This is a genomic window from Paenibacillus sp. sgz302191 (assembly GCF_057749925.1).
Map to the genome: position 1 here is coordinate 1 of NZ_JBYLHY010000057.1, position 26,543 is coordinate 26,543.

10 protein-coding genes and 1 pseudogene are annotated in these 26,543 nt (G+C 54.1%); all 11 read right to left on the reverse strand.

Features of this window, described 5'->3' with window-relative positions; all coding sequences use genetic code 11:
- Positions 1-15,415 (reverse strand): amino acid adenylation domain-containing protein (locus tag AC3G2T_RS37705; protein ID WP_488438667.1); only part of this gene is annotated, 15,415 nt, incomplete at its 3' end.
- A 126-nt stretch (positions 15,416-15,541) separates the two neighbouring features.
- Complete coding sequence (locus AC3G2T_RS37710) at positions 15,542-17,338, reverse strand: ABC transporter ATP-binding protein (RefSeq protein ID WP_488438668.1); 1,797 nt, start codon at positions 17,336-17,338, stop codon at positions 15,542-15,544.
- A complete protein-coding gene (locus AC3G2T_RS37715) occupies positions 17,313-19,106 on the reverse strand; it encodes an ABC transporter ATP-binding protein (protein WP_488438669.1) in 1,794 nt (597 codons plus the stop codon). The genes AC3G2T_RS37710 and AC3G2T_RS37715 overlap by 26 nt, the downstream gene beginning before the upstream one ends.
- 42 nt (positions 19,107-19,148) lie before the next feature.
- Positions 19,149-20,423: a diaminobutyrate--2-oxoglutarate transaminase gene (ectB, locus tag AC3G2T_RS37720; RefSeq protein ID WP_474681483.1), complete on the reverse strand. Its 1,275-nt coding sequence runs from the start codon at positions 20,421-20,423 to the stop codon at positions 19,149-19,151.
- A 129-nt stretch (positions 20,424-20,552) separates the two neighbouring features.
- The gene (locus tag AC3G2T_RS37725; RefSeq protein WP_474681484.1) at positions 20,553-21,356 is read right to left on the reverse strand and encodes a thioesterase II family protein; all 804 of its coding nucleotides are present in this window, start codon (positions 21,354-21,356) and stop codon (positions 20,553-20,555) included.
- A 741-nt stretch (positions 21,357-22,097) separates the two neighbouring features.
- Complete coding sequence (locus AC3G2T_RS37730) at positions 22,098-22,592, reverse strand: methyl-accepting chemotaxis protein (RefSeq protein ID WP_488438670.1); 495 nt, start codon at positions 22,590-22,592, stop codon at positions 22,098-22,100.
- A gap of 39 nt (positions 22,593-22,631) precedes the next feature.
- Positions 22,632-23,027 (reverse strand): annotated as a pseudogene (locus AC3G2T_RS37735) (PAS domain-containing protein); the annotation flags it as partial.
- Between the two features lie 230 nt (positions 23,028-23,257).
- On the reverse strand, positions 23,258-24,013 hold the full coding sequence (gene sigF, locus AC3G2T_RS37740) for an RNA polymerase sporulation sigma factor SigF (RefSeq protein ID WP_474681485.1): 756 nt from the start codon (positions 24,011-24,013) through the stop codon (positions 23,258-23,260).
- A gap of 11 nt (positions 24,014-24,024) precedes the next feature.
- Positions 24,025-24,471, reverse strand: a complete 447-nt coding sequence (spoIIAB, locus tag AC3G2T_RS37745; RefSeq protein WP_474681486.1) for an anti-sigma F factor — start codon at positions 24,469-24,471, stop codon at positions 24,025-24,027.
- A complete protein-coding gene (gene spoIIAA / locus AC3G2T_RS37750) occupies positions 24,468-24,821 on the reverse strand; it encodes an anti-sigma F factor antagonist (protein WP_474681487.1) in 354 nt (117 codons plus the stop codon). Before spoIIAA ends, spoIIAB begins: the two co-directional genes overlap by 4 nt.
- A 130-nt stretch (positions 24,822-24,951) precedes the next feature.
- Complete coding sequence (locus AC3G2T_RS37755; protein ID WP_488438671.1) at positions 24,952-26,127, reverse strand: D-alanyl-D-alanine carboxypeptidase family protein; 1,176 nt, start codon at positions 26,125-26,127, stop codon at positions 24,952-24,954.
- Positions 26,128-26,543 lie beyond the last annotated feature (416 nt).

Consider the following 26,543-nt stretch of genomic DNA (forward strand, 5'->3'; position numbering starts at 1 on the left):
GCAGCACCTGTGCGCCGGAATCTTCGAGGATGTAGCGAATCCGCTCCTCGGGATACTCGGGGTCGATCGGCACGTAGGCGCCTCCGGCTTTCAGAATCGCGTAGATGCCGACGATCATCTCCATCGACCGCTCGGCCAGGATGCCGACCTTGCCGTCCGGCCTCACACCTGCGGCGCGCAGCTTGCGGGCCAGCCGGTTCGCCCGCTCGTCCAGCTCGCCGTAAGTCATCACGGCGTCTTCGAAACGCACCGCCGGCTTATCCGGCGTGCGCGCAGCGTGCTCTTCGAACAGCGCGTGAATCGTCGTATCGTTCGGATACGCCGCCGCCGTGTCGTTGAACTGCTGGATGATCAGCGTTTTTTCCGCCGGAGCGATCAGCTCCAGTTCGTTCACTTTTGCGTACGGGTTCGCTGCAAGCTGCTCCAGAAGATGAACATAGTGCGATCGTATCCGCTCGATGACGTGCGCATCGTACACGCTCGCGTTATATTCGAAATCGACGCGAATCTCCCGTCCCGGCATGACGATCAGGTTGAAATCGTAAGTCGTTTGCTCGGACAAAGCTGCGTTCCTAATGGCAAAGCCGCCGTCCTTGCTTCCGCCTCCAAGCTGTTCCACCTGCTGCTCCACCGGATAATTTTCAAAGATCATCAAATGACTGATCAAATCCTGCTTTTGGCTCGTCAAGCCTTGAATCTCAAACAACGGATGCGTATCGAACGCGCTTGATTCCAGCGCCTGCTTCTGCATGCGCTGCATGACGCCTGCGGCCGTTTCGCCGGGCTCGCTCTGCATGCGGACCGGAATCGTATTGATGAACAGGCCGATCATGTTCTCTACGCCTTGAATCTCGGCCGGGCGTCCCGATACGACGCTGCCGAACACAACGTCATTGCCGTTGTTGTAATTTTGCAGCGCAATCGCCCAAGCCGTCTGCATCAGCGTATTGATGGTGACCTGCTGCTGTTTCGCCGTCTCGTTCAGGCTGTCGGTCAGCTCCGCGCCGAGCATGCAAACCAGTTTCTCGGCGGCGTAAGGCCGTTCCTCGCCAGACACATTCGATTTCGGCAGCAGCGTTTGCTGCTCGTAGCCGGACAAATAGGCGGACCAATAGTGGGAAGCCTCTTCGGCGTTCCGGCTCTCCAGCCACTGCACATAAGTGCTGAATGGCGTTACCGGAGGCAGCGAAGGCTGCTTTTGAGCGGCAAATTCAAAATAGCTGCCGAATACTTCCCCTGTCATCAGCGACAAGCACCAGCCGTCCATCAAAATATGATGGAAGCTCCATATGAACCGGTACGCCCGATCGTCGATTTGCAAAATCGCAACGCGCATCAGCGCTTCTCCGCCCAAATCGAAGCCGCGTTCCTTATCCCTGGCGGCAAAAGCTTCCGCATAAGCGAACCGCTCGGACCGCTCCATGGCGCGCAAATCCTCATACGCGAAGCCGGCCGCCCGATCGCGGAATACAACCTGGAACGGCTGCTCTCCAAGACCTGCATAGAAATTGGAGCGCAAAATCGCGTGTCTTTGCACGAGCAAATCCAAACTTTTCCTGAACGCTTCCACTTGGAAGACGCCTTCCAGATCAAAGGTCGCCTGCTCAAAATAGGCGCCGGACAGCGGCTCCATCATGCTGTGGAACAGCATCCCTTTTTGCAGCGGCGTGAGCGCGTACACGGTTTCGATCTCGCCGATCGCCCGCGTCTGGTCTTCAATCTGCTCCAGTTGGTACTGCTCGATGCCTTTGAGCAGCACATCGCTCGGCGTCAGGCTCGGATATTCCTTTGATACGCAATGCGTCAATACTTGGCGCAAGCTTTCCTGCAGCAGACCTGCGAACCGCTCCATGGTTTGCCTGTGATAGGCAAGGCCGTTATATCTGATCTCAAGCTCCAGAACGCCGCCGCTGATCATGCCGCTGACGTCGAGCTGATGCTGTACTTTGGTCCGCTCGCTGACGACGGAACCGATGGAATACGGCGAAAATTTCATGCCGCTGTGCTGCAAATCCTGATCGAACTGGCCCAGGTAGTTGAAGCTGATTTCCGGTTCCTGCAGGAGGGCCGGCTTGTCTTCGGAAGCGGACAAATAGCGGATGATGCCGTAGCCGATGCCTTTGTTCGGAATGCGGCGCAGGCTCTCTTTGACCGTTTTGATATGCTGCGCTTCGGTTCTGCCTTCGCCCAAATCCAGCACGATCGGGAATTGGCTCGTAAACCATCCGACCGTCCGCGAAATATCGGTGACGCCGGTCACATCTTCGCGGCCATGGCCTTCCAGATTCACATAGATGCGTTCCATTCCCGTCCATTCGCGAATCGCCATGCCGAGCGCGGTCAGCAGCAAGTCGTTGATTTCCGTCTTGTAGGCGCGATTCGCTTGTTGCAGCAGTTGTCTCGTTTCCTCTTCCGTCCACTGAACGGCCAGGAGTCCGGTGTCGCGAACCTCGAGAGCGCCGGGGTTAGCCGTGTCTTTCGGCAGCGTATCGTGCGGCGCAGCGGCGCCTGTTTGCCGCCAATAGGCGAACTCTTCTTCTATAGCCTGACTGCCCGCATATTCGTTCAACCGCTTCGCCCATGTTTGGAACGATTCCGTCTTGGCCGGCAGACGTATCTCCTGCCCTTGCTCGGCTTGCTCGTAGCCTGCGGCCAAATCCTCGAACAAGATCCGCCAAGACACGCCGTCCACAGCCAGATGGTGAATGGCTATGAGCAAATGGTCGCCGTCCGCGCATTGGAACAGTCCGAGCCTCACGAGCGGCCCCGAAGCAAGGTTCATGCCCCTCTGGATCTCGCTCGCCCGAGCTTCTATAAAGGAAGCGCAATCCGCATCCGTTCTGCAGTCGAATACGTCCAGCGTGTACAGTTCGCCGTCCGCCGAGCTGCGGTTCCAAGCCTCGATGCCTTGATCCGCGCTGCGGAAAACGAGCCTCAGCGCATCGTGGTGCTCCACGATCTTCGCGATCGACCGGTGCAGCGCCGTTTCTTCAAAGCCCGCTTCCCGGTAAAGCATGACGGCCTGGTTGAAATGGTGCGGCTCCGCCTGCTCTTGCTCAAAGAACCAGCGCAGGATCGGCGTCAGCTCGACACGGCCTGCCGCATCCCCCTGGAAGACGTCGCTTCCGGCGCGGGCAACCAGGTGGCCGAGCTCCGCAATGGTCGGATGCTGGAACAGGTCTTTGATTTGCAGCTTGTAGCCGGCCTGCAGCAGGCGCGAGGATACTTGGATCGATTTGATCGAATCCCCGCCGAGATGGAAGAAATTATCATGAATGCCAATCTGTTTGAGTCCGAGAACGGATTGCCATACAGCGGCCAGCGTTTGCTCCTCAGCCGTACGCGGTGCCGCGTAGTCCGCTCCGCCTTCCAGCCCTTCTTCGGGGGCCGGCAGCGCTTTGCGGTCTACTTTGCCGTTGACGGTGAGCGGGAATTCGTCCATCCGCACGAAATGCGCCGGTACCATGTAAGCCGGCAAATCTTTGGCCATTTCATTGCGCAGCTCGCCGGCACCCAGCTCGCTATCGGCCACGAAGTAAGCGCAGATGTATTTTTGTCCGCCTGCATCTTCCCTCGCGAGAACAATAGCGTCTTGAACTGCCGCTATATTTAACAGCCGCGCTTCTATTTCGCCGAGTTCGATCCTGTAGCCGCGAATTTTCACCTGAGCGTCAATCCGTCCCACAAAATCGATACTGCCGTCAGGCAGCCATTTTGCAAGGTCGCCCGTCCGATACATCCGCTCGCCGGGAACAAACGGGTTGTCCGTGAACTTGTCGGCCGTCACGTCAGGCCGGTTCAAATACCCTCTGGCCACGCCGTCGCCGGCAATGAGCAGCTCGCCCGCTGCCCCGACAGGGCACAGCGTGCCGCCCGGGCTGACGATATAAGCGGAGGTGTGGCTGATCGGTTTGCCGATCGGCAGGCTCAATGCATGCTCGTTAACATGGTCTACCGGATAAAACGTTGCGAATACGGTCGTTTCGGTCGGTCCGTACACGTGGAGCAATTTGCCTGCGCCGAGGAAGTCCAGCGCTTTGCGCACGTGATTGACGGATGCCCGTTCGCCGCCGAACAGCACCTTGCGAACCGTCCGCAGCGCTTGAATGTTCACGTCTACCAAGACGTTAAACAGCGCCGTCGTGATGAACATGACCGATATTTGCTCGTGTTCGATCAAATCCGAAAGCTTTTCCATTTCCAGGAAATGTTCTTTGGAAACGAGCACAAGCTTCGCGCCGTTAAGCAACGCGCCGAAGATGTCAAAGGTCGAACCGTCAAACGCGTAGCTGGACAGCTGCAGCACGATATCCTCTTCGGAGATTTCGATATAGTTGGTCTGCTTGACGACGCGAACAATGTTGCGGTGCGTGGTCAAGTTTCCTTTTGGCTTGCCCGTCGTACCCGACGTGTAGATGACATAGGCCAGACTGCCGGCGTCATCGGCCGCATTCAGATTCGTGCCGTCCTCCTCATAGGACGATGCGTCGTCGAGCAGAACGAGCTTGCCTTCAAACGCCGCTTGTTCCAGCAAGCGGGATTGCAGCAGCAGCACTTTGGCGCCGGAATCCTCCAGCAAGAAGCGGATCCGCTCTTCCGGGTATTCGGGATCGATCGGGACGTATGCCGCTCCGGCCTTCAGAATGGCGAGGATGCCGACAATCATCTCCAAAGACCGTTCGGTCATTAAACCGACGAAGTCTTCCGTCTGCACGCCCGACGCCCGCAGCGTTCTGGCCAGGCGGTTCGCTCTTGCGTTCAGCTCGGCGTAAGTAAGCTGTTCCGCGCCGAAAACGACGGCTGTACGGTCCGGATGCCTGAGCGCCTGCTCCTCGAACAACGAATGAAGCGTCCGTTCGCGCGGATATGCCGATGGCGCAGGGTTAAACCCGCCCACGAGTTGCGCTTTCTCCTGCGGAGTGACGACTTCCAGCTCATCCACCCGGACATTCGGATTGATGACGATCTGCTCCATCGCCTGCGCGATATGGCCGCGAATCCGCTGAATATCCGCCTCGTCAAAGCGCAAAGCGTTATAGGATATCCGCATAAGAATGTCTTCGCCAGGCATAACGATCAGATTGAAGTCATAATTCGTTTGCTCGGTCGACTGCACGTTCGCGATGGAGAAGCGGTGTGCGCTATCTTTTCCGACTTGTTCGACCTCCTGCTCGACAGGATAGTTTTCGAACGCGACGATATGGCCGATCAGCTCTTGTTTCAGCTCGGACAAATGCTGGATCTCATACAAAGGCGTCGTTTCATACCGGTTGGACGCAATCGCCTGCTCCTGAACGCGTCTGAGCAGCGCCGGCAGTTCTTCGCCCGCCTCCGAGCGAATCCGCACCGGAATCGTATTGATGAACAAGCCGATCATGCTTTCCACGCCCGGAATCTCCGCAGGTCTTCCGGCAACGACGCTGCCGAACACGACATCCCGGTGATGGTTGTAGCGCTGCAAAACAATGCCCCAGACGGTTTGAATCAGCGTATTGACCGTCACCTGCTGCCCTCTCGCCAGCCGTTCGATCCGGCCCGTCAATTCGCGTCCGAGACTGAAATCGAGTCTCGCCGCTTCGTAGCCTTCCGCTGAAGCCGATACAGGCAGTGAGGCAGGCAGCGCCGTGCGGCTTTCGCAATCCCGCAAATATTCGCTCCAATACGCGGCCGCCTGGTCGCGGTCTTGTTCGGCAAGCCACTCGATATACCGGCTGTAAGAAACCGCAGGCGGAAGCTGCAGCTTCGCGCCGCCGCAAATGGCAAAGTAGCTGTCAAACACTTCCTTCGTCATCAAGGACATGCACCAGCCGTCCATCAGCATATGATGGAAGCTCCAGACGAATTTGTAGCGCTCTTCGCCCGTACGCAGTATCGCTACCCGCATCAGCGTGTCCTGCTCCAAATTAAAGCCCAGCTCGCGGTCTTTTTTGGCGAACGCCTCCAAATAAGCGGGAAGCTCCGCTTCCTCCAGCCCGCGCAGGTCCTCCACATGAAGGGCTCCTTTACGGCTGCGGAAAACGACCTGCACCGGCTCTTCGGCGAAATCTCTGTAAACGTTCGTGCGCAGCGCTTCATGCCTTTGCACCAGCATATCCAGGCTTTGCCGGAATGCTTCGGCATCAAAACTTCCGGACAAATCAAAGGTTGCCTGTTCGAAATACGCGCCAAGCTGCGGGTCCATCAAGCTGTGGAACAGCATGCCTTTTTGCATTGGCGTCAGCGCGTATACATTTTCGACCTCACCGAGGCGGGACGTTTGCTTTTGCAGCTTGTCCAGCTCTTGGATCGTCAGACCTTTGAACGACACGTCGCTAGGGGTCAGCTCTGCCGACGTTTTGGACAAGCAGTGTTCGATCAGCTGCCGGACGCTCGCTTTTAACGATTGCGCAAAACGTTCCATCGTCCCGGCTTCGTATTGTCCTTTGCTGTAACGAATGATGATTTGCAGGACGCCGCCCGTCACAATGCCGTTAATATCCAGGTTATGCTCCAAAAACGCATTGCCGCTGACGTGATCGCCCTCGGCGAACGGCGACTTCATCAGGCCGCTGTGCGCGAAATCCTGATCGAACTGCCCCATGTAGTTGAAGCTGATTTCCGGTTTCGCGGACAGTCCGGCTTCGCGCGTGGAACCTTGGCCGCTCAAATATTTCAAAATGCCGTAGCCGATTCCCTTATGCGGAATTTGACGCAGCCCTTCCTTGACTTGCTTGATCGATTCCGAAAGCTGCCCGGTGCCTGCGACATCGATGACAACCGGGAACATGCTTGTAAACCATCCGACCGTGCGGGCGATATCGATGTCAGGTATAATCGATTCTCTGCCGTGACCTTCCAGATTTACCAGAAGGCGACCGATTCCGCTCCAATCCTTAACAGCCATACCGAGCGCCGTAAGCAGCAGATCGTTCATATCCGTGTTGTACGCGCGATGAACAGGCTTCAAGAGCTGCTCCGTCTCCAGCTCGCTCCACTCGACAATCAGCAGTTCGCTGTCCTTGAGCAGCGTAACGGGACATTCTTTGTCTTTAGGCAGCGGAGCAACCTCGGTTTGGCTGACCCCTTCCCAGTACGCCCGCTCGCTCTCGATGGCTGCGCTGTTGGCATAGTCGAGCAGTTTTGCCGACCAAAGTTGGAAGGAATCCGTCTTTTGCGGCAGGCGGATCGCCTCTCCGTTAACGGCTTGATCGTAGCCCGCTGCGAGATCTTCGATAATAATCCGCCACGAAACGCCGTCGACAACCGCGTGATGGATGACCATCAGCAAATGATCCCCGTCCGTACAGCGGAAAAGCCCCAGCTTGACAAGAGGTCCCGCTTCCAGCTGAATGCCGGATTGAATTCGGTTAGCCAAAGCTTCTACTTTTGCGGAGGTATCCGCTCCCGTTTCATGCTTCAGATCAAACGTATCTAAAGTGAACAATTCCCCTTCGCGAACGCTGCGGTTCCAAAGCTCATGGCCTTGTTCATTTACCCGCACTACCATCCGCAGGGCGTCGTGATGTCGGGTAATGCTTGCCATTGCCCGGCGCAAAGCCTTTTCGTCAAAGCCTTCCCGGCGGTAAAACATCATGGCCTGATTGTAATGGTACGCATCGCCATGCTGCTGTTCGAAAAACGCCCGCAAAATCGGCGTAGCGGCTACGCTTCCGGTTACTTCGCCTTGATCGGCGATGCGGCCGGCCGGACGAATGCGCGGGCTCAGCTCCGCCACCGCCGGATATTGGAACAAATCCTTCATCTCCAGCTTGTAGCCGGCTTGCAGCAGCCTGGAAGAAACTTGCAGCGCTTTGATGGAGTCGCCGCCAAGCTCAAAGAAATTGTCGCGGATGCCTACAGCCCGCACGCCCAGCACGTCTTGCCAAATCGCGGCAAGCGTCTGTTCCACGGCCGTACGCGGAGCCTCGTAGCTGCCGCCGGCATGAACCGGCTCCTCCGGAACCGGCAGCGCCTTGCGGTTCACTTTGCCGTTCGGCGTCAAAGGAATTTGCTCCAGCAGCATCAGGCGCGCCGGCACCATATGAGGCGGAAGCACCTGCTGGAGATGCGCTTGCAGCGAAGCGAGATCGCCATCTTGCTCAGGCACGGCGTAGCCGCACAAATATTTGTTTCCGCGTTCATCCGTCAGATCGGTCACTACGGCTTGACGGACGCCGGGACAGCGGAGCATGGCCGACTCAATTTCGCCGAGCTCAATGCGGTATCCGCGAATTTTCACCTGATGGTCGATCCGGCCGATGAAGTCCACGTTGCCGTCCGCCATCCAACGCGCCAAATCCCCCGTGCGGTACAGCTTTTCTCCAGGCTTGTACGGATTGGCGACAAACTTGTCGGCCGAAAGCTCCGGACGGTTTAAATAACCGCGGGCGACGCCAGGACCGCCGATGCACAGCTCGCCGTCCACGCCGACCGGCACCGGATTCAGATGCGCGTCGAGAATGTAAAAGCGGGCGTTCAGCAGCGCTTTGCCGATCGGCACGCTGCCGGATGCAGGCAGCTTCGCCAATGGCTCGTCGTAGAAGCTGGAATCGATGGCCGCTTCGGTTACACCATAGCTGTTAATAATGCGCATGTGTCCGCCGAAACGCTCCTGAAGCTTCCGGTAATCCAGCACGCTGCAGCTGTCCGAGCTTGTAATCAACAACTCCATGGAAGAAATATCCAGATTGTTATTTGCCATATATTCCATAAACGGCACGATCAGTGCAGGCGTCGATTCGAAAACCGTAATCTGGTGATCGCGCAAATACCCGTATAAACGTTCCGGATCGATTCTGTCCTCCTTCGGACAGATAACCATCGTCCCGCCGTTCAAAAGCGTCCGGGCGATATCGCCGGTAAATACGTCAAAGGAGAAGCTGGCGAGCTGCAAAAGACGGACCGGGAACTCGGTTAACCGGTAGTCCCTGCGGTAGGCAACCGCCGTATTCACGAAGCTGCGGTGCTCGATCATCACTCCTTTCGGACGCCCCGTCGTACCCGAAGTGTAGATCACATAAGCCAAATCGTGCGGCTCATTGACGGAAGGCCGGTCAGCCGGGTCGCCGGTATAACTCGCTTCATCGTCGAGGCAAAGAACCGCGCGCGAAGCCTGCTGCTCGCCGGACTGCCCGGACTGCGCCACATGCAGCAAATGCGTTTGCGTCAAAAGCACAGCCGCAGCGCTGTCTTCCAGCATAAATTGAATGCGGTCGGCAGGATAATCCGGATCCAGCGGAACGTAAGCCCCGCCCGCTTTCCAGACAGCCAGACAGGCAACGACCAACTCCGCACAGCGGTCTGCAAGAATCCCTACCACGGTCTCGCACCCGACGCCCAGATCGCGCAATTTGCCGGCCAGACGGTTCGCCCGCTCGTTCAATTCGCGGTAAGTCAGCTGCTTGCCGGCATAGATGACGGCGATATGCCCGGGAGCTTTTTGCGCCTGCTCTTCGACGTAGGCGCAGAACGGTTTTTCAAGCAGCAGCTCTTCTCCCTCGGCGCCCTTGCCGCTGAACGCGTCTACGACCACCGCCATCTCCTGCGCGTTCACGAGCTTCAGCTCGCACACAGGGAGTGCCGGATTGTCGACAATTTGCTCCAGCATGTACAGCAAATGTCCATGAATGCGCGCAATGCTTGCTTCGTCAAAAGCCAACGCATTGTATTCATAGTCAATGCGGATATCTTCACCCGGGGTAACGCAAAGATTGAAATCGTAATTCGTTTGCTCGCTCATTGCGGCGTTGGCAATCGTAAAGCCGGCTTCACCGCTGCTGCCGGACTGTTCCATATTCAGCTCGACCGGATAATTCTCGAACACCATGATATGGTTGATGAGGTCCTGCCTGAGCTCCGTTAAAGCTTGAATCTCATAAAGCGGGAACGTTTCGAATTCGCGCGCATCCAGCGTTTGTTCATTGTTCCATTTCAGCAGGTCGGCGAATAATGTCTCCGCTTCGCAGCGTATGCGCACCGGCACCGTATTGATAAACAACCCGATCATCGTTTCGATGCCGGCGATATCCGCCGATCTGCCCGACACGACGCTGCCGAAGACGACATCCCGGCTGTTGCTGTATTTTTGCAGCATAACGCCCCAAACGGTTTGCAGCAAAGTATTGATCGTCACCTGCTGCCCTCTCGCCGTCCGGTTCATTCGTCCGGTAAGCTCACGGCCTATCGTGTATGTGCGTTTAACGGCAGCATAACCTTCTTCGCGATGGACCAAATCGGACTTGGGCAGCACAGCCTGCTGCTCATATCCTTCCAGGTAGGCGCGCCAGTAGTCGGCCGCTTCGGAGCTATCCTGCGTTTGCAACCACGAAATGTAGGTGCTGTAAGGCGCGACCTCCGGAAGTACAGGCTGCCTGCGCTCCAATATAGCGAAGTACGTATCGAACACTTCCTTCACCATTAAAGGCAAGCACCAGCCGTCCATAATAATGTGATGGAAGCTCCAGAGCACATAGTAATTTTCGTCGCCCGTTCTGAGCACGGTGACGCGCATGAGCGTATCTTTCGTCAGATCGAAGCCTTGACGCTTGTCCTGCTCGATGGCTGCCGCTTTGAGCGCCTGGCGCTGCTCTTCCTCATGCTCGCGCAAATCTTCGACGCGGAATTGCACCTTTTTATGTTTAAATACGACCTGTACAGGCTGATCTTTCCAACTGTTGTTAAAATTCGTCCGCAGAATCGGATGCCGCCCGATCAACGAATCCAGGCTTTGCTCGAATATTTCCGTATGGAATGCGCCGTGCAAATCGAAAGAAGCTTGTTCGAAATAAGATCCCGATTGCGGGTTCATCAACGAATGGAACAGCATCCCTTTCTGCATCGGGGAAAGCGGATAAAGATCTTCCACTTCTCCGGCAGGACGGCTCGCTTCGGTAAACCGTTCCAGCTCTTCGATCGTCAAGCCTTGCAGCGTGACATCGCTTGGCGTCAGCTCCGTGCGCTCTTGCGACAGGCAATGGGCGATGATAACGCGAAGACTTTCGCGGAACAGTCCGGCCAAACGCTCGACCGTTGCATGCTCATACTGCTTTATGCTATAGCTGACGGTAAAGGTCAGCACGCTTTTGGAAATCATGCCGTTCCAATCAAGCGCAGCATGCCTTTTGGCTTGCCCGCCGACGGAAGCTCCTACGGAATAAGGCGAAAATTCCAGGCCGCTGCCGGCTAAATCCTGATCAAACTGGCCCAGGTAGTTAAATCCGATCTCCGGCTGACGCTGCTGGCCTGCCGAAAGCGAAAGTTCGCCATTCCCCCTCAAGTAACGCAGCATGCCGTAGCCGATGCCTTTGCGGGGAATGCGGCGCAGCTCTTCCTTGACGTTCTTGATCCGCTTCGTCACATCCTGGCCCGGATCCATGTCAATCACGACCGGATATTGGCTCGTAAACCAGCCTACCGTCCGCGATACGTCAAGATCCGCAAAAAGATCCTCTCTGCCGTGCCCTTCCAGATTGACGGCGATTCGCTCCAAGCCGGACCAGGCTTGTACCGCCGAGGCGAGAGCCGTCAGCAGCAAATCGTTCACATCCGTGCGATAGGCGCGATGGACGTGTTTCAGCAGCTGCTCCGTTTCCTGCTCTGTCCATTCCACGGTCACGGTAGCGCTGTCGCTGACAGCGTTGTGTTCCTCGTCCCTGTCCTTCGGAATCGACGGCATGCCCGTTTGAAGCTTGCCGTTCCAGTAGGCCAGTTCGGATTCCATGTCCGGACCGTTCGCATACTCGGCCAGGCGCTCGCTCCACAATTGGAACGAATCCGACTTAAGCGGAAGCCGCAGCTCCTCTCCTTTGGCCGCCTGTTCATAGCCGTTGGCCAGATCTTCCATCAAGATGCGCCACGATACGCCGTCAACCGCCGTATGGTGAATAACGACCAGCAGATGGTCTCCGTCTGCGCAGTGGAACAAGCCCAGTTTCATTAACGGGCCTTCGCTCAAATCGAAGCTGCCTTGCAGTTCGTTTGCTATGGCTTCAATTTGCGAACCGCAGTCCGCTGCGTCGCGAAAATCGTACTCGTCCAGGCTGAACAGCACGCCTTCGTTCAAGCTGCGGTTCCGCGCTTCGTATTCGCCGCCAGCCCCTTGGCGGAAAACGAGGCGCAGCGCGTCGTGGTGCTCGGCGATCTTTTGCACCGTTTTACGCAGGACGGCTGCATCAAAACCTTGCTTGCGCAGCAGCATCAGCGCTTGATTAAAATGATGCGTATCGCTCGTTTGATGCTCAAAGAACCACCGCTGGATCGGACTCAGCCTGACTGCGCCTGTGACTTCGCTCTGGTCGGCCGTCCGGTGCACGGATTGCACCCTCGGGCTCAGTTCCGCAATCGTCGGATGCTGGAAGAAATCTCTTGTCTCCAGCTTGTATCCTTCCTGGAACAAGCGGGAAGACACTTGTATCGACTTGATCGAGTCGCCGCCAAGCTCAAAGAAGTTATCGTAAATGCCCACCGATGCCGCACCCAGTACCTTTTGCCACATCGAAACGAGCATTTCCTCGATCGGCGTGCGGGGCGCAGCGTACTCGGTACCGGTTTGCGCGCTTTCCTGCGGCGACGGCAGCGCTTTGCGGTCGATTTTTCCGTTTGGCGTAAGCGGCATTTGTTCCAACTGCACGAAGTAAGACGGAATCATGTAAGCGGGAAGTTCCTGCGCCAGCAGCGCGCGCAATTCGCCGGACGGCACCTGAGTGCCCGCGACAAAATAAGCCGCCAGCTGCTTCTGGCCGTGTTCGTCATCCAAAGCGACAACAACAGCCTCCTGCATGGAGCTTCCTTTCATCAATTGCGCTTCGATCTCGCTCAGTTCGATGCGGTATCCGCGAATTTTGACCTGATGGTCGATCCGTCCCAAATATTCGATATTGCCGTCAGGCAGCCATCTGGCCAAATCTCCGGTTTTGTACATGCGCCCGCCTTGCACAAACGGGCTGCGCACAAACTTCTCTTCGGTCAGCTCCGGACGGTGGAGATACCCTCTGGCGAGCCCTTCGCCTCCGATGCACAGCTCGCCCGCCACGCCGACAGGCAGCAGATGATGGTTCGCATCGACGATGTAAACCTGGTGATTGCATATCGGCCGGCCGATTGAAACGAATTTCTGGCTGCTCAGCTCCTCCTGATAAGCCCAAAGGGTTGAACAAATCGAATCTTCCGTCGGACCGTAGGCGTTGAAATACTCTACATGATCTTTCCATGCTTGAACAAGTTCTGCGGAAGGAGCCGAACCGGCCGTAATGAGCTTCTTCAAGCTTGGCAAACGCTCAGGCTCCAAATAAACCGCATAGGTCGGCGGCAATGTCGCAACGGTAATTCCATGCTCGGTCATATAATTTTCAAACAAGCGGTAGTTAAAGATGACCGAAGACGAAGGCAGGTATAACGTAGCGCCGAAAAATAAAGCCATATAAGTTTCCCAGCTCGCAGCATCGAATGAAAAGCTGGCGAATTGGATAATCCGGTCGCTCGCATCGATACGCAGGTCCTGTTCGAAGAAAGTTCTCAAATTGCCGAGCCCGTGATGCTCGACCATAACCCCTTTCGGCCTGCCGGTCGTTCCGGATGTATAGATGACATAGGCTAAATGGTCCGATTGTACAATGTGCTGCAAATTCGAACCGTCATGATGGTACACGCCGACGTCGTCCAGGGAAAGAATCTTCCCGCCGAAAGCCGCCTGATTCCGCAAATGCTCCTTGATAAGCAGCAGCCCGGCTCCCGAATCTTCCAGCATGTAGCGGATCCGTTCTTCCGGATATTCGGGATCGATCGGGATATAGGCGCCTCCCGCTTTCAAAATCCCCAAAATACCGACGATCATTTCCAGGGACCGGTCCGTCATAAGTCCGACCAACCGGTCCGGTCCGACGCCTTCGGCCCGCAGCGTCCTGGCCAGCCTGTTGGCCCGCTCGTTCAATTCCCGGTACGTCAAACGCTCGTTCTCGAAGACGACGGCCGCATGATCCGGCGTGCGTTCCGCTTGTTCTTCGAACCATTGGTGAATCGTTTTGTCTTTGGCGTACGGCACGTCGGCCCGGTTGAACACAGTAAGTACCGTGTCCGCTTCCTCTTTGCCGATCAGGGACAACTGCTCGATTGCGCTCTCCGGCTGCTGCGTGATTTGTTCGACAATCGTCAAATACTGTTTGAAAATTTGTGCGATTTCGTCCTCGTCAAACAACTGCGTTCTATAGTCGATATGCAAAAGAAACTGCTGATCGTCGAGCATTTCCACGATATGGACATCGAAGTCATTGCCGGTATGCCCGGCGAACGGGGTGTCCACTTGATAGCTGATCTCTTCGTTCTCCAGCCAGCTGAGTGTCCGGTATTGAACGCTGACGCCAAAAAGCCGCTGAATATCTTGATAGTTGTGAATTTCCCGCAAGTCCTGAATCAGCTTGTTGTACGGATAGCGCTGATGGCGAAGAATCGCCGCCTGTTCCTTGCTTAAGGTTTGCAGGAAAGCCGTCAGCTTGGCCGCCGGCTCGACATATGCGCGTGTGGCGACCGTACTGACGTACATACCCAGCGTTTCTTTTTCTTTCTTCGTTGTCCGGTTGGCGTATGCGGTTCCGATCGCAATATCCTGCAGATTGGTTGCTTTGTGCATGTAGATATAAAACGCGCCAAGGAAAAACGTAAACAAGCTCACATTGTTGTTTGCGCAAAAGTCTTTGACATTTTGAAACATGTCATCGGACATTTGCACTGTCGCTCTGACCGCTTCCGTGCTCATAGCGACGGGATTGTACAGCTTTAATCCGAGCGCCTCCGGCAAAGTCCGGAATTTTTCGAACCAGTAATCTTTATCTTTTTGATAACGCTCCGATGCTTCGTAGTCCTGTTCCGTTTGTAAAAAGTCTATATACGCCGGACGCTTGTCACCGCCAGGCTCTACCCCTTTTAAATATTCCAAATAAAACTGCGTAATCCAGTTGACCGCCGCATTCGTCGAGACGCCGTCTGTTGCGATATGGTGCGTTTTGATGTTATACCAATGCTCGTCATCGCTGATTTTCAAAATGACGAACTCGTACAAATCCGCTTCCACCATTTCCATCGGCTGCCGAATGTGCCGGGATACCCACGCTAATGCGGACTGAACGCTATCGTCCTCGCCGGAGAAATCGACCCAGGGAATCTCCTTGGGCGAAAACGGCTCCATATACTGCTGCGGATTGTCGTTAACGGTAGTAATCCGGATGCGGAATGCATCGTTTTGCCGGATCACTTCATGAATGGCGCGAGTCAACGCATCGGCGTCGAAGCGGCCTCGAATGCGGACCGTCACCGTCACCGTCGAGATGCTTGTGCCGGGATTCATAATATCCATGTACCAGATGCGCTGCTGCGGTTGTGTTAATGCAAATGTTTGACGCGATTTGGGACTGACACGCTTTTTGCTAGTTAATTCACGACTCATGATACGCACGCACACTCCTGTCAAATTATAAAGATGGAATCCAGGGACAGCCCCTTCTATGTGTGAGGAGTCTGTCCGAGGAACTCCGTAGAAGGTTTGCACAAAAGCAACCCGTCGGACAGACTCCTAGGCCGGCTCTTTCTCTGAATGCGAATGAAATTGCAGGTTGTAAAGTTCGGCGTACAAGCCGTCCTTATCCAGCAGTTCTTGATGTGTGCCCTGTTCTTCCAATTGGCCGCCGGCAATTACGCAAATTGAATCCGCCTTTTCGATCGTCTTCAGCCGATGAGCGATCACAAGCGTCGTTCGGTTAGCCATGAGCGTCTCCAGCGCGAGCTGGACTTCGTGCTCCGACACCGGATCCAAAGCAGCGGTCGCTTCGTCCAGCAATAAAATCGGCGAATCTTTCAGCAGCGCCCTGGCGATGGCGATCCGCTGACGCTGGCCGCCGGACAGATTGGCTCCCCGCTCGCCGACGACAGCGTTATAGCCGTCCGGGAGCTCGGCAATAAACGAATGCGCGTTGGCCGCCCTGGCCGCCCGCTCCACTTCATCGTCGCCGGCATCCAACCGGCCGATGCGTATGTTTTCGGCGATCGTGCCGTGAAACAGGAACGCCTCCTGAGGCACATAGGCGATCCGCCCTCTGATCTCTTCGAGCGAATACTGCGCCGCCGGCTTCCCGTTTATTTTCAGCATGCCTCCGCTCGGCGGATACAGCCCCAGCAATACTTTCATTATGGTGCTTTTGCCGCCTCCGCTCGGACCGACGAGCGCTGTTACGGAGCCTTCATGCACGCTCAAAGTCAAATCGCGAAGCACGGGCCGCTCGGCCTCATAGCCGAACGAAATGCCGCTCAGCTCAACAGCCGCCGGCTCTCCGCCCGTCACATCGGCAATCGAACCTTTATCCGGATCGGCAGGCAGAACCTGCCTCCTCGCATGCTCCCCTTCTGTCGGTTCCTGCAAAATTTCCGTGACTCGCGCAGCGCCGGCAAAAGAGTTCTGTATCAACGCTACAGCCGCTCCGAGCTGAAAAAACGTACGCGAAATGTTGCTTTGCAAATGAACGATTTGACCAAGCACACCCAGCTCCAACTGCTGTTTGGATACGAGGAACAATCCGATGAACAGCATGCCGCCCATGCTCAGAAACTGGATTAGGAAGTTGCCCGCCTCAAGCAGCCCGGACTGGTGCCCCTGCTTGATGCCTGACTCGCAGATGTCTTCGCTCATCTCTTCGCAGCGCCGTCCCACCCTGTTTGACAAACCGAACAGTTTGACGACCTGCAATCCGGCGATCAAGTCGCCCATCCGCTCCGTAAATGCGCTCATTTGAAGCTGCAGCTTATCGCTGATTTTGCGCATCGGCTTTGCATACTGCGTATTGAAAAGCACGGTGAACAGGCTGAGCACGATCAGCACCGAAGCGAAGCGCCAATCGACAACGATCAGCACCATGATTGAGCCTGCAAAAGTAATGATTTGGGATACGATCGATTTCAAATGCTCGTTGTAGGTCTGCTCGATCGTCTGCACGTCATTGGTTAAACGGGAAAGCAGGTCCCCTGAATGACGGCGCTCCGCAGCCGGGTAGGAAAGCTCTCCAATGTGTCCGAACAGCCTCGTGCGGATTTGACCAAGCGTTATTTTGATACTGCGGAGAAATAAATAGCTGAACAGGGGCGACAAAAGACTTAGCGCCGCCACGGACACGCTAACGAGCAGCACCGCCCGCGTAAGCTCGTCCGTTCGGCCGGATTGCGCATAATTAAGCAAATGCTGGATGACGAAGGACATCACAATCGTCAGACTCGCATTCACGAAACTGTCCCCGACAAGCCCTGTAACATACATGTTTCGTTGAGGTTTAATAAATGACATCAGTTGGCGAAAATCAGCGAAGGCCTGACGGAACGGCATAAGCAGCCCCCCTTTCTCGAGACTTTTCTTCGCCTTCCGGCTCCGTTTCCGTAAGGGAAAGCTGATGCAAATAGAGCTTTTTATACACGCCGTTAAGCTCAAGCAGCTGGTCGTGCGTTCCGCTCTCCGCAATCGTCCCTTGATCGAGGACCACAATGCGGTCAGCCTGCTTCACCGTCGAAAGGCGGTGCGCGATGACGATAACCGACGTGTTCGTCATCAACTGCTTCAAAGCTTGCTGGACTAATGCTTCGGACATCGTATCGAGCGCGGATGTGGGCTCGTCCAGCAGCAGCAGCTGCGCTTTTTTCAAAAACGCTCTCGCGATGGCGACGCGCTGCCTTTGCCCTCCCGACAAGCCGCCGCCCCGCTCGCCAAGAAGCGTGTCATAGCCGTTTGGCAGCTGCATAATGAACTCATGCGCGTTCGCCGCTTTCGCTGCGGCAATGATATCCTCCCGCGTGGCGTCCGGCCGACCGTAACCGATGTTCTCGGCCACCGTGACCGGGAACAAATACGTGTCCTGTGCGACAACCGACAGGCAGGAACGGAGTTCGGACAGCTTCCAGTCGGAAAGCGGGCGGCCAAACAATTTCACACTGCCGGCTTGTTCCGGTTCGTAAAAACGGCAAAGGAGCTTGAAAATCGTACTCTTGCCGCCTCCGCTCGCACCGACGACCGCCAATGTTTCCCCCTGCCGCAGCCGGAAGCTTACCTCGTTCAGCACGTTCGTCTGCCCGTCATAGCTAAAGGATACGTTGTCGAAAACGACCGGATCGCCCGTAAGATCGGCTTCCTGCACAGGCGTCCCATCCGCCTCCACGGGCCAGTCCAAAGCTTCGAACAAACGGCGGGCGGCACCCAAGGCCTCCTGAATTTGCCCGAGCATGGTCGGAGCCATACTGACCGGCTGCAAAATAAAACCGAGCAGGTACAGGAACAAAATGATGCCGCCGGCATCCAGCTCGCCCTGCGCGATCAAACGGCCGCCGTATACGATAACAAATACGAAAGGCGCAGCAAGAAAGAAGATCGCTATCGGGCCGAGAGCGGCATACCTTTTTTCCAGACGCAAGCTCATTTGGACGGTGTCCCTCATCAGGTTGCTGTATTTTTGAAAAAAATACGCTTGCGCCTGAAACGCCTTGATGACGGCAAGGCCTGAGACCGCATCTTGGGCAAGCGCATTGAGCTGACCCATATTTTGCTGCACTTTCTCGGAAAAAGAGCGCATGGAATTCGTCAACAAAGCGGCGATCGCCATGCCGACCGGAAGCAGGATGAGCGTGGAAAGCACCAGCTTCCAGCTTGTGAGCAGCAGCATGACCAACGCCCCGGCAAAAACGATCGGCAAGTAAAACAAATTCGCAAAATGCTGAATAAAAAAGTTTTGCAGCACTCCCGTATCGTTCGTCAATCTGGAGACCAGATCGCCGGATAAATTGCGTTCAACGGTTTCAACCGGCAGGCGGCTGATTCTGCCCACCAATTCACTCCGCAAGTCGCGCAGCGCCTTCACGCTGAATCTGGCCGAAGCGTATTTGATGAGATACCTGAAAGGCAGACCGATCACAATCATTCCTGAGATCAAGAACACAATTTCAGTTAGTGAACCGACCGTCCCGTCAACCATTCGTTCGATATACTTGCCGAGCACAATGTCTAATGCAGCCAAAATAAGCGATGCAACTACCGTAACTGCGACCCAGAAAGAATACGGTTTGACATAACGTATTAATCTGCGAAATACCGGTATGCGTTTGGTCAAAGTGGTACTCCCCCGATCACTGAAAATACCTTATTCACACAATTAACTGTTTACGAACTCAAGTTTGCCGACTGCCCGCTGCATGGCGTGTTTAATAATTTCGCAGCCGGTTTTCAAGTTTTCCATCGAAATGGTTAGCGGTGGAAGGAGCTTGATTACGGTATCCTGTCTACCGGCGCGCTCGATAATAAGACCGTCCTCGAAGCACAAGTTGGTCATAAGCTTCGCCGTCGCTTCGTCCGCAAAGCCGGAAACGTCAATGCCCCAAATTAACCCCTGTCCTCTGATGGAAATAGTTTGATTTAAAGGTTTGATTTCATTCTCAAGAAACGATTTTACGAACATTTCCTTCTTCTTCACTTGCTCGTCCAGTTGAACCAGGTCCCGGAATTCCAGCGCTGCCTGGGCGGCGACAAACGCAAGCTGGTTCCCGCGAAATGTTCCGTTATGCTCGCCGGGCCCCCACTCGTCCAATTCCGGTTTAAGCAGCAGCAGCGACATCGGAAGCCCGTAACCGCTAATCGATTTGGACAATGTAACCATGTCCGGAACGATTCCTGCATGTTCAAAAGAGAAGAACGAGCCCGTTCGGCCGCATCCCACCTGGATATCATCGATGATCAGCAATATATCGTGTCTGCTGCACAGCTCCCGAAGGCTTCTCAACCAGTCCGGGCTTACCGGGTTGACACCGCCCTCCGCCTGGATCGTTTCGATGATAACGGCTGCCGGCTTATCAATGCCGGAATGCGAATCGAGCAAAATTTCCTCCATATACGCCAGGGAATCCACGCTTCCGTATGGGTTGCCGGGATGCGGGATGAACGTGACCTGATCGAGCGGCATACCCGCACCGGCCCGCAGCGATTTATTGCTCGTGGCCGACAAGCTGCCGAGAGACATGCCGTGGAAAGCTCCCATGAATGCGAAAATTCCCGTTCTTTTCGTCACCTTCCGCGCCAGCTTCAGCGCCGCCTCCACCGCGTTCGTACCGGTCGGGCCGCAAAATTGAAGCTTGTAGTTCAAATGCTGTGGCTGGAGTACGCGCTCGGAGAAAGATAGGATAAATTCCTCCTTCGCTTTCGTGTACATATCCAAACCGTGCATGATGCGGTCTTTTTGCAAATAGTCAATCATTTTGTCTTTTATAAAATCGTTATTATGCCCATAGTTTAAAGCGCCCGCGCCAGCGAAAAAATCAATATAGGCGCGCCCGTTATCCGAATATAACAAATCCCCCTTTGCCCGGTCGAATGTCACTGGAAAAGTTCTGCAATACGATCTTACATTGGACTCCAATTGTTCAAAAATACTCATTTCACCGCACCCTCCGCTGGTTTCAATTGTTTTTTGACGCATTCATCCATGCCGCATCTTAGAAGTAATATTTTTGATATTATGGGATTTAATACAAATAGATACTATCATATCGTGAAGCAAGCGTGTCTAAATTTTGTGTAAAACAGCTTCCCGCCCGGTTGCGGGAACCAAAACCCGGGTTTCCGCCAGGTCCCTCAGCATGTAAGCTTTGAGAGATTCGAGTTCTTCGTGAATAAAGAAATGGTCTCCCTCGAACATATGCAGAGCAAACGGACCGCTTACCCGCTCTTTCCATCCTTCCAAACCCGTCCGGCTAACGCCGGTATCCTTCAAACCGCCGAACACGGTTACCGGACAAGAAACCGGCAGCTCGGCCTTGTAACGGTAAGTTTCGCAGATGGCAAAGTCGGCCCGCAGTCGTGGCAGCAAAATTTCCATCAGCTCGTCGTTTTGCAGCAGTTCGTCGGGCGTCCCGTTCAAGACGCGAAGCTCTTCCTTGAACTCCTTTTCCGGCAGCAGATGCACCTCTTTCTCCTCTACACGAAGTTGCGGAGCCGTGCAGGCCGAAACGAATAGCCGCTCAGGGCTTACGCCGTAACGCTTGTTCACCTCCTGTGCAAGTTCATAGCAGAGTAAAGCGCCCATGCTGTGCCCGAACAGCGCAAACGGCTTGTTCAGCAGCGGCTGAAGCACTCCGGCTAACGTTTGCACGACATGTTTGAGATCCGCCAAAGGCTCCTCCAACCCGCGATTCTCGCGGCCCGGGAGCTGAATCGGGCAAACATCAATGTTCCGGGGCCATGTTCTGCCCCAAGCTCTGTACAGCGATGCGCCTCCGCCGGCATAAGGCAGACAAAACAATCGCATATCTGCATTCGACTGCGGATTGGCATGAAAAACCCAGGAATTCAGTTGTGAAAACAAATTCATGGAACACTCCCCTATTCTTTTTTTTCAGGATGATGCTGTCCGGTTAAATAGACAGACTTATCCCAGTACTAACGCACAATAAATATGTTCCATATCCGCTTTTACCCGAAACCGCAACGATAAGTGTATAAATTCCCTCCAGTGCTATGATAGTGCTATGATTTCGCTTGCACCTGCATTCTATATTTCATATTCGGCCGCAGGAATTCCAGAACCGCCAATGAAAATCGGTATCCTCCTTTTCCATGTGAATCGTTGTTCGAACCGTTCTTACGAAAATATTTTAAAAACCTGCGCCCTGAGGCCGGCTTTGCTCACACAATCGCCAATTTCACACCCATTGCAAATGACAAACGATAATTCATAAATAATTCCATTGCAACTAATATGATGCTATTACGTCCAATATGTTGTAAGATTTCTTGCTCATTTGCTCTCTCCTTTATTATTGGGTATTAGGTATTTTCTGACATTTCCATGTTATCCCAGAGAATTGTTTTCGGTCAAGTCATTTATTTGTTAACAAAATTAGTCTAAAGTTGTTACTATTTACCTATTGTTTTGTCAAATGTTGGACAAACTCGTAATTTGTCATTTTTTGTCTAGTTCGTTATTCATGTCTTATTTAAATAAAAATGTCCCCTTTTTGTATTCGGGGACATTTTCTTTACGTGCATTTTAAATTTTATTTACGGAACTCCCATAACATTCGGGCGCGGTGATAGTTCAGCTTGCTTCGTGTCATTGCAGCATATCCGCCAACGCCTTCGCTTGATGGTCAAGCTGGCGCGCGGCTTGCCCGATGCCGGTAAATTCTCCGACGGCCTGCTCGATGCGCTGACGGCTGTCGGCGATGACCGTTTGCGAACGTTTCGTCCCCTTGGCGATTTCGCCAACCTGGGCGGCGATGCCTTCCAGATTGGCATTCACTTCCTTCACCGCATCTTCCGTCTGCTTGGCCAACTTCCGAACTTCATCGGCTACCACGTTAAAGCCGCGCCCGTGCTCTCCGGCGTGGGCGGCTTCGATCGCGGCATTCAAGGCAAGCAAATTCGTCTGCGATGCGATATCGCGGATCGTCTTCAAAATGCCGCGAACCTCATCGGCTCTCTTTTCCAGCACTTGCAGCGCCTGCGTATGTTCAATGGATTCCTTAACGACCCGTTCAATGGCCGCTGCAATTTCATGGCTTCGGGAAATCCCCGCTTCCGCGCGGTTCAAGAGATCTTCGGCCATTTGCCGCAGGTCGCTTGTCACTTGGGTGGCGGCATTTTCCCGGGCCGTAATATCCGTAGCCACTTTTATGACGGCCTGCACCTTGCCTTCCGTATCAAAAACCGGAGTATACGTAGCCTCAAACCAGAGAAGACGCCCCTCTTTGTCGACCCTCAATATTTTTTCCTGAACGGGATGCCCGCTGTTCAAACTTCTCCAAAACGCCGTGTATTCCGAGCTGTTTGCAAACGCCGGTGTGCAAAATTGCCGATGCATCAATCCGGGCATTTCGGCTGCATCATATCCCATTGCCCGAGCAAAATTATCATTGGCCCACAGCACTTTTCCTTGAGTGTCGAATTCGATCATGGCCAGTGACCTCTCCATTGCTGCTAAAACCGCGCTTTCGTCCAATACTTGGGTGCTCGGATACATACTCATTTTTACGTCACTCATTCGGCACCTACTTTACTTTTTTTGGATTATGCAAGTTAAATTATACGGAAACGGCACTATGTAAGCAAGATCTTACTTGATTTCTAATGAGCAAGGCAATTGACCTAAAATCAGGAATCTATACCCAAACAAACCCAAACAATTGACGAATTGTGGCGGATTGTGCCGCAGGTAAACTACGCATCCGCGCACAAAAAAAACGCCCTCGCAAAGGAGAACGTTTTCGGCGGTTATTGAGCAATCTGATCTTTGATCGATTGTAAAATTTTCTTTTCGAGCCGCGACACCTGCACTTGGGAAATGCCCAGCCTGCTTGCCACTTCCGATTGCGTCTGGTCGCGGTAATACCGCAGGTAGACGATGAGTCGCTCCCGCTCTGAAAGCGTGCCTATCGCTTCATTGAGCGCCAGCTTCTCGAACCACTTTTCCCCGGAATCGTCGGAAATCTGATCCATCAGCGTGATCGGGTCCCCGTCGTTCTCGAATACCGTCTCATGAATCGACGACAGCGGCTTGTTCGCTTCCTGGGCGAAGACGACTTCCTCCGCCGTAATCATCAGCTCTTCGGCCACTTCCTTGATCGTCGGAAGCCTGCCGAGCCGTTTGGACAGCTCATCCTTCGTCTTCCTGATTTTATTCGCCAGCTCCTTCAGCGAACGGCTCACTTTCAGCGTTCCGTCATCGCGAAGAAACCGTTGAATTTCCCCGATAATCATCGGCACGGCATAGGTGGAAAATTTAACGTCATACGATAAATCGAATTTATCGACCGACTTCAGCAGTCCGATACAACCGATTTGAAACAAATCCTCGGCTTCGTATCCTCTGTTCAAAAACCGTTGAACTACAGACCAAACCAGTCGGATGTTACAGCTAACAAGTGTCTCTCGGGCAAGCCCGTCTCCGGATTGGCTGAGCGCGATTAACCGTTTGACTTCACTGTCGTCCAAATAACTGTGAGAGGCGTGTTTCAAATCGACGTCCATATATCAAACCCCTAATTGTATAAAGCTTTTTTAGATTCAATTCGCTTCATCATTTTAATTTTGGTTCCGATTCCGACAGCCGTCACAACTTCCACTTCGTCCATGAAATTTTCCATAATCGTAAAGCCCATTCCGGACCGCTCCAGCTCCGGCTTGGAGGTGTACAACGGCTGCTTCGCCTGCTCCAGATCCTCGATGCCCGAACCGCTGTCCTCGACGGTAATATGCACGATGTCGTCCTCGATCTGGGTCGTAATCGTGATGACCCCGTCGCGCCGGTTGTCATAGCCGTGAATAATCGAATTCGTCACCGCCTCGGAGACGACCGTCTTAATGTCGGTCAGCTCGTTGAGCGTCGGGTCCAGCTGCGAGACGAACGCAGCCACCGCTACCCGGGCGAAAGCCTCATTCTCGGAACGGCTGGAAAATTGCAGCGTCATAAAGTTTTTATCGCTCATAGCGCAACCTCCAGACTGGAGATCGCAGATCTTTCGTTGTCCTGTATCGATACGATCTTGAATAAACCGGACAGTTCGAACAGGCGATATACAGCGGGGGTTACGTCGCATACGACCATTTTGCCGCCCTTGCCCGTTATTTGCTTATAACGGCCGAGAATGACGCCCAAGCCCGAGCTGTCCATAAAGGAGAGCTCCTTCAGGCTCAGAATGACATGGCGCGTATCTTCCTTGGCGATCGCTTCCTCCATCCTCGCTTTCACGCCGTCTGCCGTATGATGATCCAGCTCGCCTTTCAATCTGACAATCAGCGCTCTTCGGCCTTGCTCGAATTCAATTTGCAGGCTCAACCTTGCTCACTCCTTCCCAGTCATGAAGACTAGATTTCTACAAAGGAAGTGGAAGTTCCTGCCACCCGACAAAACTAGAAGAAAAGCGCTAAAACTAGTAAAAAAGCGAGTTTATTCGTGATTCCGGCCGTTAATTCGTATGGAACAGGTTGGAAGTCGTCCGTTTGAACAGCTTCCACCAGGACGCTTTATTGACGGCAAGCGGCGATTCCAGCGGATACTCGGCCATCACGGTTTCGCCGTTGTATACGACGATTTTGCCGATAGACTGCCCCGCCCGGATCGGCGCCTTCAGATTAGGGTTGATCTGCAGCTCGTGCCGGATATTTTGCGAAGGCTCTCCTTTTTTCATCAAAATGCTGTAGTTTTGCTTCGCTACGAGAGGCAGGGATGTGACTTCGCCTTTGCTGATTCTAAAGCTGCCCAGGTCGTCGCCGGATTTGAACAGCGGATAATTGGTGTACTGGGCAAAAGCGAAATCGAACAGCTTCGTAACCTCGGCGTTGCGCGTCTTCGTGTTCGGTTCGCCCATCACGACCGCAATGACGCGTAGATTGTCCCGCTTGGCCGTCGCCGACAGGCAGAACTTGGCTTCGCTCGTATAGCCGGTTTTCAGGCCGTCCGCGCCCGTGTAAAACCGAACCAGCTTGTTCGTATTCACCAGCCAAAAAGGATGGGCCGTATCCTTGCGCAAATAGTCCTGATATACCCCGGTAAATTTCGTAATCTCATCGTGCTTGAGCAGTTCCCTCGACATCGTCGCGATGTCTTGGGCGCTTGTATAGTGGTTATCCACAGGCAGCCCGTTGCAATTTGAAAAATGCGTATTTTTCATTCCAAGCTGCTGTGCGCGTTCATTCATCATTTGTACAAAATTTGGCTCCGAGCCGGCGATTTTCTCGGCCATTGCAACGGAAGCGTCATTGCCGGAAGCCATCGCAATGCCTTTGAGCATTTCCTGGACCGTCATTTCCTCGCCCGGCTCCAAAAAAATTTGCGATCCGCCCATGGAAGCCGCATATTCGGAAGCCCGGACTTTTTCATCGATTTTGATTTTGCCTTGATCGAGCGCCTCCATGATCAGCAGCATGGTCATAATTTTCGTAATGCTCGCCGGAGGCAGCTTGGCGTCCTTATTTTTATCGACGATGACCGTACCCGTGTCTGCGTCCATCAGTACGGCGGATTGCGCGTTCGGCGCCAAATCGACCGGCTCCGCCTTCTTTTCTTCGGCAAAAGCCGCCGGCATCAGCAGCAGCGCGAGCAGCTGCCAACACATCAAACTCACAAGCCCTTTTTTAAGCATAGTCATTCTACCCCTCCTGGAAATGTATGAAGCAAAGACCGCAAATTGCAGCTTGAAGTACTGCTAAACAGTGTTGACGTTTTGCCCACAAAATATTCCAGATAGGGGAAAAATGCCGAAAAAGAAACCGCCTATACGGCAGCCGCCGGTATGGCGAAAACTTGACAGCCGCAAAGCGGCAGCGGCCGCCCCACGACCCATGCCTCTCCAGCACGGGTTGCGTCGCTGTAGCGGGATGGCGCAAGGACGGCCTGGCACTGGAAAAACCTGCAAAAGTGCAGGTTTTTCCCACTAGCTTTGCAAAGAAGCTAACATCGACTGGATTAAAATGGTTAAGTTTCTTTTTGAGTTATTAGATACTTATTTTCCCATTTGCTACTTCCGGCAAATGGGCTAAAAAGTCGATGGCCTATTGA

Bases quoted from the DNA above. Each gene is read 5' to 3' on its own strand.
- AC3G2T_RS37725 (WP_474681484.1), bottom strand. From the start codon at position 21,356: ATGAATTTGTTTTCACAACTGAATTCCTGGGTTTTTCATGCCAATCCG.
- AC3G2T_RS37710 (WP_488438668.1), bottom strand. From the start codon at position 17,338: ATGCCGTTCCGTCAGGCCTTCGCTGATTTTCGCCAACTGATGTCATTT.
- AC3G2T_RS37730 (WP_488438670.1), bottom strand. From the start codon at position 22,592: ATGGCCGAAGATCTCTTGAACCGCGCGGAAGCGGGGATTTCCCGAAGC.
- AC3G2T_RS37755 (WP_488438671.1), bottom strand. From the start codon at position 26,127: ATGCTTAAAAAAGGGCTTGTGAGTTTGATGTGTTGGCAGCTGCTCGCG.
- spoIIAB (WP_474681486.1), bottom strand. From the start codon at position 24,471: ATGAGCGATAAAAACTTTATGACGCTGCAATTTTCCAGCCGTTCCGAG.
- ectB (WP_474681483.1), bottom strand. From the start codon at position 20,423: ATGAGTATTTTTGAACAATTGGAGTCCAATGTAAGATCGTATTGCAGA.
- sigF (WP_474681485.1), bottom strand. From the start codon at position 24,013: ATGGACGTCGATTTGAAACACGCCTCTCACAGTTATTTGGACGACAGT.